Here is a 14,140-nt window from a genome sequence, read left to right on the forward strand (position 1 = left end):
GGTAGACAAAAGAACGGATATAATATTTCCCCTTTCTAATATTTAGTTCATATGCTATAATAAATACTAGTGAGGTGAAGCGTATGCCAAAGACGTTGAACGAAATCAGACATGTATTTGAAACACATGTAGGTGAAAGACTGACGCTAAAAGCAAGCGGCGGTCGTAAAAAGGTCGTAACCCGAATCGGAACGCTCGTTGAGACGTATCCATCGGTGTTTGTAGTCAAGCTAGACGCAGAGCGCCACAATGTCGAGCGAGTTTCTTATAGCTACGCCGACGTGTTAACCGACTCCGTACAAATCGAATTCGCGAATTCGTAAACTTACCTTCCGAAGCGGACAGAAATGTTCGCTTCTTTTTTTGTGCAAAGGTTGATACAATTCGTACAGGAAACGTACTAGAGGAGGAACGGCAGGATGACGATTATTGTAAAAGCTCCAGCGAAAATCAATTTAGTATTGGATGCGACGGCGAAACGTCCGGATGGTTATCATGATGTACATATGGTAATGACGACGGTGGATTTGGCAGATCGTCTCGAGTTGACGGAACTAGCGTCCGGCGAGATTCGGATGAATGCCCAACATGCATATGTGCCGAATGATGAACGCAACTTAGCGTATAAAGCAGCAGCGGTTTTAAAGGAACGGTTCGACATCAAGAGCGGGGTTGAAATCTACTTAGAAAAACAAATCCCGGTCGCAGCAGGTCTTGCGGGCGGCTCGAGTGACGCGGCAGCCACGTTGCGCGGGCTGAACGAATTGTGGAAGCTCGATTTGACACTTGAACAGTTGGCGGAAATCGGAGCAGAAGTGGGATCGGATGTCCCGTTTTGTGTCATGGGCGGAACCGCGATTGCAACGGGACGCGGAGAGAAGCTCGAGAAACTAGTATCCCCTCCGCCTTGTTGGGTCGTACTGGCGAAACCGACGATTGGTGTCTCAACAGCCGATGTTTACGGAGCACTGGATTTAGAAACAGCGGAACGTCCGGATGTCGAAGCGATGATTGATGCGGTCAAGAACCAAGATTTCACGGCGATTTGTGATGCCCTTGGCAATGTCCTTGAATCAGTGACGTTACCGATGCATCCGGAGGTCGAACAAATCAAGGCTTTCATGACGAGTTGCGGGGCGGAAGGTGTCCTGATGAGCGGTAGCGGTCCGACTGTCTTTGCCTTGACGGAACATGAAAACCGGGCTCAACGTCTCTATAACGGATTACGAGGATTTTGTAATGAAGTCTACGTCGTTCGTCTTTTAGGGGAAAACCATTGATAGTTTCCGTATGAAAATGATATATTCACTATTGAATATTCGGAATTACGGAGAGGTGGAACGATTTAGATGAAAATTCGGAGAAGTGGTCGGTTGGTAGACATGACACGTTACCTGCTGGATCATCCGCATCATCTGGTCTCATTGACGATCTTCGCAGAACGGTACAGCTCTGCGAAATCTTCGATCAGTGAAGATTTAGATATTGTCAGCGAAATGTTGGAGCATGAAGGAACAGGACGACTCGTTACGGTTCCGGGAGCCGCGGGAGGCGTCATGTTCATCCCTACATGGAGCAGCGCAAAGGCGTTGCCGTTTATCGATGAGTTATGTGAACGTGTCGCACGACCGGATCGTCTGTTACCGGGGGGCTACTTGTATTTGACGGACTTGCTCGGAGATCCGCGGATGGTGAAACAGATGGGACAAGTGTTTGCTTCTGTCTTCAGCCAGAAAAAAGTCGACGTCGTCATGACGATTGCGACAAAAGGAATCCCGCTTGCTTATGCCGTCGCCGAACAGTTGGGTGTACCGTTCGTCATCGTCCGCTCGGACAGCCGGGTGACGGAAGGTTCGACCGTCAGCATCAACTATGTTTCCGGCTCATCGAAAGCAATCCGGACGATGGCTCTTGCGAGACGCAGTTTACCGCGCGGTGCGAACGTCCTGCTGATTGACGATTTCATGAAAGCCGGCGGAACGATCCGGGGGATGATGAGTCTGCTGAGTGAGTTTGAAGCGAACGTAGCAGGTGTCGGTGTGTTGATCGAAGCAGAGGGTGCCGAGAAGAAGATGGTCAGTGAGTACGTCAGTCTGATGAAGCTTTCGGATGTTGATGTGGATCTTGGACAGATTCAAGTGAAACGGGGAAACGTCGACCAGTATTTCACAGACGTAGAAAATACCTGAATTTGACACACGATTTTTTTGTAACTATACTGTAATTATCAAACTTTTGGAAATTATGCGTGAAATGATTGGCAAAAGCTAAACCTTTGAATGTTTTAAGCCGTAAGTAGAAGTAGACAACGAAGAGTTGTGACAACGGTTATAAAAAGGGGTGCGGACAAAATGAATGTCACCGACGTCAAGATTCGTCGCGTCGTAGCAGAGGGTCGAATGAAAGCACTGGCTTCGATTACGCTTGACCACGAATTTGTGGTACATGATTTACGCGTGATTGAAGGGAACAGCGGTCTTTTCGTCGCGATGCCAAGCAAGCGGACACAGGAAGGCATCTTTCGTGATGTCGCCCATCCAATCAATGCATTAATGCGAAAAAAAGTCGAAGATTCAGTACTAGAAGCATACGCGATTCGTGAAGAAAACGGTGAGGCGTCAGAATTTGAACTGACGGCGCTCGAAGCAACCGATCCTTCCTAACGCGATTGACAGGTCTCCATCAATGGGAGAACCTGTCTTTTTTTGCGTGTTTTGTTGATTTCCGGTCTGTCCTGTCATTGATTCGTTGCGCCATTTTCGTTATAGTGGGAACGAGTGGACTATTTCAGAACGAAATCAACACTAATTTACATGGAGGAGCGACAAGGATGAATCATTTCGCGGTAATTCTAGCAGCGGGTAAAGGCACTCGGATGAAATCAAAGCTATATAAAGTACTTCACCCAGTAGCTGGGAAACCTATGGTACAACATGTCGTTGATCAATTGACGACACTCGGTGTCACGCGTCAAGTCGTCATCGTCGGTCACGGTGCAGAGTCTGTTAAAGAAGTGCTCGGCACATCGGTGGAATATGCACTTCAAAGCGAGCAGCTTGGCACGGGTCATGCTGTTCAAATGGCAGAACCTGTCCTTGGACAGGAGAAAGGCTCGACACTTGTCGTCTGCGGAGACACTCCCCTTTTGACAAGTGAGACGTTACAATCTCTCTTGCAACATCATGCAGAAACAGGCGCGAAAGTAACTGTTTTAACAGCGCATGCGGATGATGCGACGGGGTATGGACGAATCGTTCGTGGGGAAGACGGCAACGTCTCGAAAATCGTCGAGCACAAAGATGCGAACGCAGAAGAACTTCTCATTAAAGAAATCAATACCGGAACGTACGTATTTGACAATGAGATGTTATTCGCTGCTTTAAAAGAAGTTAAGAATGATAATGTCCAAGGTGAGTACTACTTACCGGATGTCATCGAAATCGCAAAAGCAGACGGTGAAACGATTGCGGCCTATGCGGCAGCGACGTTTGAAGAAACGATTGGTGTCAATGACCGGGTTGCCCTGGCGCAGGCGGAAACGTCAATGCGGAAGCGGACGAATGAACATTGGATGCGTCAAGGCGTTACGTTCATCGATCCGGCGTCTACGTATATCGGACCGGATGTCGTGATTGGTTCGGATACGGTCCTGTACCCGGGAACACAATTGCTTGGTAAAACGACGATTGGCTCAGAATGTATCATCGGACCAAATTCGGATATCCGTGACAGTGAAGTGGCTGATCAAGCCGTGGTGCGTCAATCAGTCGTAACCGACAGCCGAATTGGAGCAGCTGCACAAGTCGGTCCATTTGCGCACTTACGCCAACAGGCAGTTCTCGGAGCGAACACGCGCATCGGTAACTTCGTCGAAGTGAAGAAATCCACTTTTGGTGAAGGCAGCAAATCTGCTCACTTAAGTTACGTCGGTGATGCAACAATCGGCACGAACGTTAACTTAGGTTGCGGATCGATCACAGTGAATTATGATGGAACAAATAAATTCCAAACTGTCATTGAAGACGATGCGTTCATCGGTTGTAATGTCAATTTGATTGCACCGGTCACGGTCGGTAAAAATGCGCTTGTCGCAGCAGGATCAACCGTTACGGATGATGTTCCGGAAAACGGTCTTGCCATCGCACGGGAACGTCAAATAACTAAACCAGATTACCGTTAATTTTATTCGTTCATTATCTGTCGCTCTACTCGTCTAAACCCAAACAAATGGAGGCCACCTAACCATGTCTACTGTCTTAGAACATGAAATTCGTATTTTCGCACTTAACTCGAACAAACCACTGGCAGAGGAAATCGCTAAAGTCATCGGAATCCCTGTCAGCGAAAGTTCAGTCAAACACTTCAGTGACGGCGAAATTTCAATGAACATCGAAGAAAGCGTCCGTGGGGATGATATCTACATCATTCAATCGACAAGCCAACCGGTCAACGAAAACTTGATGGAGCTTCTCATCATGATTGACGCTTTAAAACGTGCTTCTGCGCGGACGATTAACGTCGTTATTCCGTATTACGGATATGCACGTCAAGACCGCAAAGCCCGTTCACGTGAGCCGATCACAGCGAAGCTTGTAGCGAACTTACTTGAAGTAGCCGGTGCGACACGCGTCGTGACGATGGATCTTCATGCTGCACAAATCCAAGGATTCTTCGATATTCCAGTAGATCAATTAATGGGTGTTCCCCTGCTTGCTTCTTACTTCGAGAAGAAGAACATCGACCCGAACGAACTTGTCATCGTTTCTCCAGACCATGGCGGTGTGACACGGGCACGTAAATTAGCGGAACAATTAAAAGCACCAATCGCAATCATCGATAAGCGTCGTCCGAAACCGAACGTCGCAGAAGTCATGAACATCGTCGGACAAGTCGATGGCAAGATTGCCATTATCATTGACGATATCATTGATACAGCGGGTACAATCACGCTTGCTGCCAACGCCTTGATCGAAAACGGAGCGAAGCAAGTGTATGCCTGCTGTACGCACCCGGTTCTCTCAGGTCCAGCGATGGAGCGGATTGAAAACTCGGCAATCGAAGAACTCGTCGTCTTGAACACAATCGATTTGACGAAACGTGAATGTGCAAGCAAAATCAAACAAATCTCAGTTGCACGCTTGTTGGCAGAAGCCATCATCCGTGTTCACGAACAAAAATCAATCAGCCCGCTCTTCAGCTGATTTCAAACAGATATGAACGCCAAGGTCCGGTTTTTAGAAATCGGACCCTTGTGCGTTCCATTTTTCGTCAACGGGATATAAATCAAAAAAAGCAGATAAGTAGAGGAGGTGACGATATGAAATGTATCGTCGGTTTAGGAAATCCAGGCACGAAATATGCGAATACGCGTCACAATATCGGTTTTTTAGCGATCGATGCCCTCGCCAAGGAACATGGCATAAAATTAGCGGAGTCGAAGTTTAAAGCCGTCTTCGGAACGGGAATGATTAAAGGGGAACGGGTCGTTCTCGTTAAGCCATTGACGTATATGAATTTATCGGGAGAAGCTGTCCGTCCGTTGCTCGATTTCTATAAAATTGCGGTCGAGGACGTCCTTGTCATTTATGATGACCTTGATTTGCCGCTTGAAAAGATGCGCCTGCGTTCAAAAGGAAGTGCCGGTGGTCACAACGGAGTCAAATCGTTGATTCAACATTTAGGTACACAAGACATCAAACGATTGAAACTTGGAGTCGGTCGTCCGCCAGCACCGATTCAAGTCATCGACTGGGTCTTGATGCCGTTCGCCAAGTCGGAACAGACGACGTTGCAACATGTGTTGTCTGATTCCGTCGAGATCGCAACTGATTTTATCGATACACCGTTTTTAGCTTTGATGAATCGTTATAACTGAACAAAACGCTTTGGGTGACCAAAGCGTTTTTGCTGTCGTCCTAGGAGGGAAAGAACGTATGAAACAACTACAAAATCTGTTACTCGGCATTCCGGAGATTAAAACCGTCCGGGAACGGTTCCGCGACGGAGTCAATGCCCAACTGATCACAGGGCTGATGAACAGCGGAAAAGCGTTATTCGTCGCCGGTATTTACCAAGAGACGAAAAAACGGTTCGTCATCGTGACCCACAACATGTTCCAGGCTCAAAAATTATATGATGATTTAATTGAACTTATACCCGAGCAGGACGTGATGTTGTATCCGGTCGATGAAACACTTGCGGCGGAGCTGTCATACGGTGCAAGTCCGGAATTGCGCGCGACGCGGATTGAAACCCGTCACCGTCTGCTGACGACGGATGACGGAATCCTCATCATTCCGCTTGTCGGACTGAGACGTTACGTCCCGACGGCGCCCGACTTTTTAGGACATACGAAACGAATCAAACCTGGCGATGTCCTGTCGATCCCAGACTTTATTCAGGAATTGGTCGACGCGGGATACGAACGGACGGCAACGGTGACGACGCCGGGCGAGTTCGCAGTCCGAGGAAGCATCATCGACTTATACCCGTTAACCGTCGAACGTCCGTATCGTCTTGATTTATTTGACGAAGAAGTCGATTCCATCTATACGTTTGATGCGGAAACCCAACGTTCGCTTGGTGTCATCGCGGAAGCTCTGGTACCTCCGGCAACGGAACATTTTGCATCGCGTGACGGATTGAAATCGGCCGGTGAACAATTACGCCGTCTGTATGAAGCAACGAAGGAACGGGTCCAAAGTACGGAAGTATTGGCTGCCCTGGAAGAAGGAATTGCTTACGACGTCGAAGTCCTCGAAAGCGGTGATCGTCCGAAGCAACTTGCAAAATATGCACCGCTTCTATATGAAACGACGTTACTCGACGATATCAAAGATGCTGTTTTGATTGTCGACGAGGTGGCACGGATTGAAGAAGCCGCCGAGGTCCAGGATACGGAAGAAGCGGAATGGATGGCTTCGTTGATTGAACGGGGACAAAGCATCAGTGACTATACGTTATCGGTTCCGATGCTGCAGGTGTTCAAGCAACGCCAATTGCTGTATTTATCGTTGCTCCCGACACGCCGCAGCGGTGTGCCGGAAAGTGCGGCGATTCATTTCAGCATCAAGCCGATAGCACCTTTCCACGGACAGATGGAACGGTTGAAACAGGAGGTCGATCGTTACGGCCGGGCCGATATGTGGATGGTCTTCCTGGCAAGTAACCGGGAACGGGCAGAACGGATGCGACAGACGTTATCGGATTACGGAGTCGAAGCTTCCCTGCACACGACGGAAGACGAGATTCGCCGCGGTCATCCGTCGATTTTAATCGGTGGCATTCACGGCGGATTCGAGATGACCAATGCCCGTCTCGTCGTCATTACGGAAGAAGAAGTCTTTAAACAGCCGGCACGGCGCCGGAAGCAAACGACGAAACTGACGAACGCCGAACGGATCAAAAGTTACCAGGAATTGAAGACGGGCGATTACGTCGTCCACATTCATCACGGAATCGGTCGTTACCATGGTATTAAAACGATTGATGTTGCCGGCAATCACCAGGATTACCTGCATTTGATTTATGCCGGTGAGGATTCACTGTATGTCCCGGTCGACCAGATTGACTTGATTCAGAAGTATGTCGGGGCAGAAGGAAAAGAGCCGAAGATTTATAAACTGGGCGGCATGGAGTGGAAGAAGGTCAAGGCGAAGGTTCAAAAATCCGTTGAGGATATCGCGGATGAACTGATTAAGCTCTATGCGGCACGCGAAGCAGCAGTCGGCTTTGCCTTCCCGGAAGATGATGACAGTACACAGGCCTTTGAAGCGTCATTCCCTTATGAAGAAACCGTTGACCAACTCCGGTCGATCGAAGAAATCAAAAAAGACATGGAACGTCCGCGCCCGATGGATCGGCTGTTGTGCGGCGATGTCGGTTACGGGAAAACGGAAGTTGCCATCCGGGCAGCCTTTAAAGCTGTCATGGCAGGAAAACAGGTCGCCTTACTCGTTCCGACGACGGTGCTTGCCCAACAGCATTATGAAACGATGCTCGAACGATTCAGTGAGTGGCCGATTAACGTCTCCGTCATGAGTCGTTTCCGCTCAGCGGCAGAACTGAAAGCGACGAAAAAAGGATTGAAGGAAGGAACGATTGATGTCGTCGTCGGAACCCATCGTGTCCTGTCGAAAGATGTCCAGTTCGCGGACGTCGGCTTATTGATCATCGATGAAGAACAACGCTTTGGCGTCAAACATAAAGAACGACTGAAACAGTTGAAGACAAATGTCGATGTCCTGACATTGACGGCGACACCGATTCCCCGGACGTTGCATATGTCGATGATCGGAATTCGTGATTTATCCGTACTCGAGACACCGCCGGAAAACCGTTATCCGGTGCAGACATATGTCATGGAGTATGACGGAATCGTCATGCGCGAAGCACTCGAACGTGAACTGGGACGGGGCGGACAAGCGTTCTTCCTGTATAACCGCGTCGAAGGGATTGAACGCAAGGCAGAGGAAATCCGGGCTCTTGTACCGGAAGCGCGTGTCGTCACTGCCCATGGTCGGATGACGGAAACAGAACTGGAGAGCCAATTAATCGCCTTCTTCGAAGGCGATGCGGACGTCCTGGTCAGTACGACGATCATTGAAACAGGCATCGATATTCCGAACGTCAATACGTTGATTGTCAACGATGCCGATCAGATGGGGCTGTCGCAGTTGTATCAATTACGCGGCCGTGTCGGCCGATCGAGCCGTGTCGCGTATTCCTACTTCACATACCGTCCGCAAAAACGATTGACGGAAGTTGCGGAAAGCCGTCTGCAAGCGATCAAGGAATTTACTGAACTCGGGAGCGGTTTTAAGATTGCGATGCGTGATTTATCGATTCGCGGAGCCGGGAACTTGCTCGGATCGCAACAATCCGGTTTCATCGACTCTGTAGGGTTCGATCTGTATTCACAAATGCTTTCGGAAGCAGTTGAAGAACGGAAGGAACGGATGAAAGGTAGAAAAAAAGTTCAGAAATTCGTTCCGGATTTCACGTTCAGTCTGGATGCCTATATTCCAAGTCACTACATGGCAGATTCGGAACTCAAAATCGAGTTCTACAAACGTTTGAAGTATGTCGATACACCGGAAAGTCTCGAATCGCTGGAAACAGAGATGTTGGAACGTTTCGGAGAATTCCCGACCGAAGTCGCACGGTTGATCCAATTGACTCGGATGAGAATCTTTGCCGAACGGGCACGGGTCGAACGGGTCAAACAAACGGATCTGAAAATTGAAATCGTCTTGTCTGAACAGACGACACAAACGCTGGATGTAGCGGATTTTGTCAAATGGACGGTTCCGATTGGACGTGGTCTTGGTATGGGGCAGGAAGAAGGTAAACTTGTTCTGACGCTCAACCGCGGGAAACAAAACTTACAACAGATGACAGAGCAGGCTGAACGGTTACTGGCTGAGATTGACCGCCGGATCGTACAATGAGTCAACGAAGGACGATTGCGCAAGGGGCAGCTTTGCTTGCTATTTCGAGCTATGTCTCAAAACTGTTGAGTTTCTTTTACCGGATTCCATATCAAAATATGGCGGGAGACTTCGGGTTATATGTCTACCAAACTGTCTATCCGGTGTTTGCGATTGCAGCGGCGCTTGGTATTTACGCCTTACCGGTCGTCGTTGCGAAGTTAACATTGCATCATCCGCAAGAGAAACGTGAAGTATTGTGGTCGATTTTCTTTGTCCTACTTGCGATGTCGATTATATTAGGAACGATTGGTTGGTGGGTCGCTCCTGAAGTCGCATTCTTGTTCGGTGACGAACAGCTCGTCCAACCGCTTCGAGCCGTTACCTTTACCTTCTACCTGTTGCCGGTCATTGCTGTTTTGCGCGGGATGTTTCAGGCGGATCTTGAAATGCGTCCGACGGCTTTCTCACAAATCACGGAAAATGCCGTTCGGGTCTGTTTATTGTTGATTGTGACGTATTACGGGGTTCAGATAGGTGCGAATCCGTATCAAGTCGGAGCAAATGCGCACATGACGGCACTCGGTGGAAGCATCGCGTCGCTGATCTTGCTGTTACGCTTTGCGAAAGGAAGGATTGGTCGTCCCGTCATCTCGAAACGACACATTCGCCGTGTCGGACGGGTCTTGTTGACGAGTGGTCTGGCAGTCAGTATCGCGTCTTTGGCCTTGTTACTGATGCAATTGATTGATGGATTGACGTTCGTCAATTTACTCGGGAATTCGATGGAAACGAAAGTCGAAAAAGGAATTTTTGATCGAGGGTATCCGCTCTTACAGTTTGCGATCTTGTTCGCGACATCCATCAGTTTGGCCAGTGTTCCGACGTTGTTGATGGAATACCGGAAGCGGAATGATGCAGCAACAAAACTGCATCTTGAAACGCTCTTACGATCCGGGTTACTGATTGCGGCGGCAGCGACCGTCGGATTGGTTGGTGTCATGCGTCCGTTGAATATTGCCTTGTATCAGGACGATAACGGAACAGCAGCACTCAGCTGGTTGGCTGCGACGGCGTTCACCGCCTCCTTGTCAATGATCATCGTATCGTGTCTGCAATCCGTCGATGCGGAAAAATATGCGTTTGTCGGTGTAGTTGCAGGTCTGTTGATCAAGCTGGGTCTCAATATCTACTTAATTCCCTTATATGGCATGATCGGTGCCGGAATGGCGACTTTTGGTGGTTTTGCGGTCATGGCAGCAGCTCAGTTACTTTTACTCAATCGAAAGTTCGGTCGGGTGACGGCAGGACGTCCTTTTTATGTTCGTCTCTTGAAGGCGGTCATTCCGATGGCCCTGTTTTTATACATCGTCGAACAACTTTTCCGGCTGTCGGGCTGGGAAAACCGGGTTGGAGCGACACTTGAGGTTGCCCTACTCGTTCTGGGTGGAGCCGGTATCTTTTGTCTCTTTGCCTTACGGATGGGGGTCTTGACGGAACGGGAATGGGCCGTATTGCCGTTCGGGGAAAAACTATATCGAATGCATCAGCATAGGAGGATTATATGACACATCAGATTACAGTCGTCGGCTTAGGAGTCGGAGAACTCGAACAATTGCCGTACGGCATCTATAAACGCCTAAAGGAAACGAAACAACCGATTTATCTGCGGACTGCGGATCATCCTGTCGTTTCGGAATTGATGGCAGAGGGAATGAAATTTACATCGTTTGATTCGATTTATGAAAAACATGATCAGTTTGAAGGCGTCTACCGTGAGATTGTTGCAACGCTGCTTGAACAGTCCGAGAAGGAGCCGATCATCTATGCTGTTCCGGGTCATCCGCTTGTCGCGGAGAGTACGGTCCAACAGTTGCTCGCTCAGACGGAGAACCTCGACATCATTGGTGGTCAAAGCTTCCTCGATCCGATGTTTGCCGCGGTCGGTGTTGATCCGATCGAAGGCTTTCAATTATTGGATGCGACAGCGTTTGATATCGATGAAGCGCAGATTCGTCAGCATTTGTTGATCGGACAAGTTTATGATCAACTGGTTGCAGGTGATTTAAAGGTCATGTTGATGGAGCGTTATCCTGACGAACATGACGTGACGCTTGTGACGGCGGCGGGAACGAGTCGCCAACATGTCAAGACGGTTCCGCTCTATGAACTGGATCACATCACGACACTCAGTAACTTGACGACGGTTTATGTACCGCCTGTCACGGATCAAACGATCTTGAATCGTGATTTCACGACACTCAAGCAAATCATCGCGCGCTTGCGTGGAGAAGGCGGTTGTCCGTGGGATCAAGAACAGACACATGAATCGCTCAAAAAACATTTAATCGAAGAATCCTACGAATTACTGGAAGCAATCGACCTTCAGGACGATAACTTAATGATAGAAGAATTAGGCGATGTGTTGTTGCAAGTCATGCTACATGCCCAAATCGGTCTGGATGAAGGGTATTTCGATGTCCGTGACGTCATCGGAAGTGTCAGCGACAAGATAATTCGCAGGCATCCGCATGTCTTTGGAGATGTAAAAGTCGACTCGGCCGCGGACGTCGTCACGAACTGGCAGGAAATTAAAGCGCAGGAAAAATCGGAACGGACGTATCTGTTGGACGGTGTCACGAAGGGAGCTCCTGCCTTGTTGCGTGCCGAACAGATTCAGAAGAAAGTCGCCCGAGTCGGATTCGAATGGGAGACGGTTGCCGGTGCGCTCGATAAAGTCCGGGAAGAGATTCAAGAATTAAAAGAGGCTCCGGCAGAAGAACGATTGGGTGAATTCGGTGATATCCTGTTTTCACTCGCACTTGTCGGCAAATACCTGGAGTTATCTGCAGAGGATGCTTTACAGCAAACCAATGACAAATTCATCCGTCGTTTTACACGCATGGAACAATTGACGGACCGCCCGTTGACAGACTTGTCGCTCGCCGAACAAGATGCATTATGGAATCAATCAAAGCAGGAGGAACAGTCATGAGACTCGATAAATTTTTAAAGGTATCTCGTTTAATCAAACGCCGGACACTGGCAAAAGAAGTTGCCGATCAAGGCCGGATCACCATCAACGGGCTTGTCGCAAAAGCAAGCAGTACGGTTTCGGTGGGGGACGAGATGACAATCCGGTTCGGAAATAAGATTGTCACCGTTCAAATCGACAGTATTAAAGAGCATGCGAAAAAAGAAGAAGCATCAGACATGTATCAAATCATTCGTGAAGAAAAAGTGAATTCCGAAGAATCGATGTAATTTGGTTGAAAAAGGAAGTATACTAGAGAGTGTCAGAGATGACCACTCGGATAAGGAGGGATGATATGCCAGCACCGTTGGAATCAGGGCGTGATACACCGCCCAAGATCAAACCGCTTAATGACCGGAAAAAACAGTTGAGTCAAAATGCAATCGAAAACCGTTTACGTCTGAAGAGGCGCTTCTTAGTCTGTATGTCGATTTTTCTTATTGTCCTGTCCCTGATGGGGTGGTCATATATCGAAAAACAACAACTGATCGCTGAACAGAAGCAGTCGTTTCAGGTTGCGAACCAAGAACAGGCGAAAGCAGAAAAAGAAACAGTTCGTCTGAAAGAAGAGATTGAACGATTGAATGATAAGAAATATGTTGCGAACTTAGCGAGAAGTGAACTGCTGTACTCGAAAAAAGGCGAAACGATTTTCTATTTTTCACCGGAAGATTAAACGAAGGTTGTCGATTGATTGAAAAAATGTAGAATCACTCGTATAATAAGAAAGAATCAACTAAAAAGGAGCAATACAATTTATGTCGATTGAAGTAGGCAGCAAAGTACAAGGGAAAGTTACAGGCATCACCAATTTCGGCGCGTTCGTAGAATTACCGACGGGTAAGACAGGTCTTGTTCACATCAGTGAAGTAGCAGATTCTTACGTCAAAGATATCAATGATGTCTTGACAGTCGGACAAGAAATCACGGTTAAAGTGTTGAGTGTAGAGAACGACGGGAAGATTGGTCTTTCAATTAAGAAAGCAGTCGATCGTCCAGAAGGCGAACGTCCTCGTCCTCCAGCTCGTCAATTTGATCGCGGACCACGTCCGGCAGGTCAAGACCGTGGACCACGTCCGTTCGATAACAAAGGACCGCGTGGTGGAAGCGGCGGCGGTGGAAACCGTGGCGGCTTTAACAAAGGTGGCCGTGGCGCACCAGCTCCACGTAAAGAGCAAACGTTCGATACGTTGATGACTAGTTTCCTCAAAGATAGTGAAGATCGTCTTGCGACATTGAAACGACAAACCGATTCAAAACGTGGCGGACGCGGTGCTAAACGTCAATAACTTGCTGACCTGTTCTTTATAAGAATAGAGATGGAATGACGCTGTTCATTCCATCTTTTATTTTTTTGAAATTATTTTTATGAAAAGCGTTGACAATTATTTGACTCCACCGTATTATAGAAAATGTGCTTAAGACGCACGCGTTCAAAATATGGCGGTGTAGCTCAGCTGGCTAGAGCGTACGGTTCATACCCGTGAGGTCGTGGGTTCGACTCCCTCCGCCGCTACCATATTTTTTTGGCCCGTTGGTCAAGCGGTTAAGACACCGCCCTTTCACGGCGGTAACACGGGTTCGATTCCCGTACGGGTCATTCTGTAAAAAAGCTATCTCTATTATATAGAGGTAGCTTTTTTCGTTTAAGTCATTTATGGATCAAGGGGGACCAGGC

General features: G+C 48.3%; 13 protein-coding genes and 2 tRNA genes. All 15 read left to right on the plus strand.

What is annotated here, in order from left to right:
- Positions 1 to 83 precede the first annotated feature (83 nt).
- The gene (locus HNY42_RS01590) at positions 84 to 323 is read left to right on the plus strand and encodes a Veg family protein (protein WP_012368950.1); all 240 of its coding nucleotides are present in this window, start codon (positions 84 to 86) and stop codon (positions 321 to 323) included.
- A gap of 96 nt (positions 324 to 419) precedes the next feature.
- The gene (gene ispE / locus HNY42_RS01595) at positions 420 to 1,280 is read left to right on the plus strand and encodes a 4-(cytidine 5'-diphospho)-2-C-methyl-D-erythritol kinase (RefSeq protein WP_114597434.1); all 861 of its coding nucleotides are present in this window, start codon (positions 420 to 422) and stop codon (positions 1,278 to 1,280) included.
- Between the two features lie 69 nt (positions 1,281 to 1,349).
- Positions 1,350 to 2,189, plus strand: coding sequence for a pur operon repressor (purR, locus tag HNY42_RS01600; RefSeq protein ID WP_114597435.1), 840 nt, complete (start codon positions 1,350 to 1,352; stop codon positions 2,187 to 2,189).
- Positions 2,190 to 2,351: 162 nt separating this feature from the next.
- Positions 2,352 to 2,663: a septation regulator SpoVG gene (gene spoVG, locus HNY42_RS01605; RefSeq protein WP_131504491.1), complete on the plus strand. Its 312-nt coding sequence runs from the start codon at positions 2,352 to 2,354 to the stop codon at positions 2,661 to 2,663.
- Positions 2,664 to 2,830: 167 nt separating this feature from the next.
- Complete coding sequence (gene glmU / locus HNY42_RS01610) at positions 2,831 to 4,180, plus strand: bifunctional UDP-N-acetylglucosamine diphosphorylase/glucosamine-1-phosphate N-acetyltransferase GlmU (protein ID WP_188004970.1); 1,350 nt, start codon at positions 2,831 to 2,833, stop codon at positions 4,178 to 4,180.
- Positions 4,181 to 4,244: 64 nt separating this feature from the next.
- Complete coding sequence (locus HNY42_RS01615) at positions 4,245 to 5,201, plus strand: ribose-phosphate diphosphokinase (protein ID WP_014969100.1); 957 nt, start codon at positions 4,245 to 4,247, stop codon at positions 5,199 to 5,201.
- A 116-nt stretch (positions 5,202 to 5,317) separates the two neighbouring features.
- Positions 5,318 to 5,875 carry an aminoacyl-tRNA hydrolase gene (gene pth / locus HNY42_RS01620; protein WP_188004971.1) on the plus strand — a complete coding sequence of 186 codons (558 nt, stop codon included), beginning with the start codon at positions 5,318 to 5,320 and terminating at the stop codon, positions 5,873 to 5,875.
- Positions 5,876 to 5,933: 58 nt separating this feature from the next.
- Complete coding sequence (mfd, locus tag HNY42_RS01625; RefSeq protein ID WP_188004972.1) at positions 5,934 to 9,449, plus strand: transcription-repair coupling factor; 3,516 nt, start codon at positions 5,934 to 5,936, stop codon at positions 9,447 to 9,449.
- Entirely contained in the window at positions 9,446 to 10,996 is a 1,551-nt protein-coding gene (locus HNY42_RS01630) for a polysaccharide biosynthesis protein (RefSeq protein ID WP_188004973.1), read from the plus strand. Before mfd ends, HNY42_RS01630 begins: the two co-directional genes overlap by 4 nt.
- Positions 10,993 to 12,423 (plus strand): bifunctional methyltransferase/pyrophosphohydrolase YabN, encoded by a 1,431-nt coding sequence (mazG, locus tag HNY42_RS01635; protein WP_188004974.1) that lies wholly within the window; start codon positions 10,993 to 10,995, stop codon positions 12,421 to 12,423. Before HNY42_RS01630 ends, mazG begins: the two co-directional genes overlap by 4 nt.
- Positions 12,420 to 12,692 (plus strand): RNA-binding S4 domain-containing protein, encoded by a 273-nt coding sequence (locus tag HNY42_RS01640; protein WP_014969105.1) that lies wholly within the window; start codon positions 12,420 to 12,422, stop codon positions 12,690 to 12,692. The genes mazG and HNY42_RS01640 overlap by 4 nt, the downstream gene beginning before the upstream one ends.
- Positions 12,693 to 12,757: 65 nt before the next feature.
- Positions 12,758 to 13,138: an FtsB family cell division protein gene (locus HNY42_RS01645; RefSeq protein WP_114597442.1), complete on the plus strand. Its 381-nt coding sequence runs from the start codon at positions 12,758 to 12,760 to the stop codon at positions 13,136 to 13,138.
- A gap of 82 nt (positions 13,139 to 13,220) precedes the next feature.
- Positions 13,221 to 13,751, plus strand: a complete 531-nt coding sequence (locus tag HNY42_RS01650; RefSeq protein WP_014969107.1) for a S1 domain-containing RNA-binding protein — start codon at positions 13,221 to 13,223, stop codon at positions 13,749 to 13,751.
- 153 nt (positions 13,752 to 13,904) lie between these two features.
- A tRNA-Met gene (locus tag HNY42_RS01655) sits at positions 13,905 to 13,981 on the plus strand.
- A gap of 9 nt (positions 13,982 to 13,990) precedes the next feature.
- Positions 13,991 to 14,062: transfer RNA gene (locus tag HNY42_RS01660), tRNA-Glu, on the plus strand.
- The last annotated feature ends 78 nt before the right edge of the window (positions 14,063 to 14,140 follow it).

It is taken from the genome of Exiguobacterium sp. Helios (genome assembly GCF_014524545.1).
Lineage (GTDB): Bacteria > Bacillota > Bacilli > Exiguobacteriales > Exiguobacteriaceae > Exiguobacterium_A.

Coding starts and splice junctions, on each gene's coding strand:
- HNY42_RS01590 (WP_012368950.1), top strand. CDS start 84: ATGCCAAAGACGTTGAACGAAATCAGACATGTATTTGAAACACATGTA.
- ispE (WP_114597434.1), top strand. CDS start 420: ATGACGATTATTGTAAAAGCTCCAGCGAAAATCAATTTAGTATTGGAT.
- purR (WP_114597435.1), top strand. CDS start 1,350: ATGAAAATTCGGAGAAGTGGTCGGTTGGTAGACATGACACGTTACCTG.
- spoVG (WP_131504491.1), top strand. CDS start 2,352: ATGAATGTCACCGACGTCAAGATTCGTCGCGTCGTAGCAGAGGGTCGA.
- glmU (WP_188004970.1), top strand. CDS start 2,831: ATGAATCATTTCGCGGTAATTCTAGCAGCGGGTAAAGGCACTCGGATG.
- HNY42_RS01615 (WP_014969100.1), top strand. CDS start 4,245: ATGTCTACTGTCTTAGAACATGAAATTCGTATTTTCGCACTTAACTCG.
- pth (WP_188004971.1), top strand. CDS start 5,318: ATGAAATGTATCGTCGGTTTAGGAAATCCAGGCACGAAATATGCGAAT.
- mfd (WP_188004972.1), top strand. CDS start 5,934: ATGAAACAACTACAAAATCTGTTACTCGGCATTCCGGAGATTAAAACC.
- HNY42_RS01630 (WP_188004973.1), top strand. CDS start 9,446: ATGAGTCAACGAAGGACGATTGCGCAAGGGGCAGCTTTGCTTGCTATT.
- mazG (WP_188004974.1), top strand. CDS start 10,993: ATGACACATCAGATTACAGTCGTCGGCTTAGGAGTCGGAGAACTCGAA.
- HNY42_RS01640 (WP_014969105.1), top strand. CDS start 12,420: ATGAGACTCGATAAATTTTTAAAGGTATCTCGTTTAATCAAACGCCGG.
- HNY42_RS01645 (WP_114597442.1), top strand. CDS start 12,758: ATGCCAGCACCGTTGGAATCAGGGCGTGATACACCGCCCAAGATCAAA.
- HNY42_RS01650 (WP_014969107.1), top strand. CDS start 13,221: ATGTCGATTGAAGTAGGCAGCAAAGTACAAGGGAAAGTTACAGGCATC.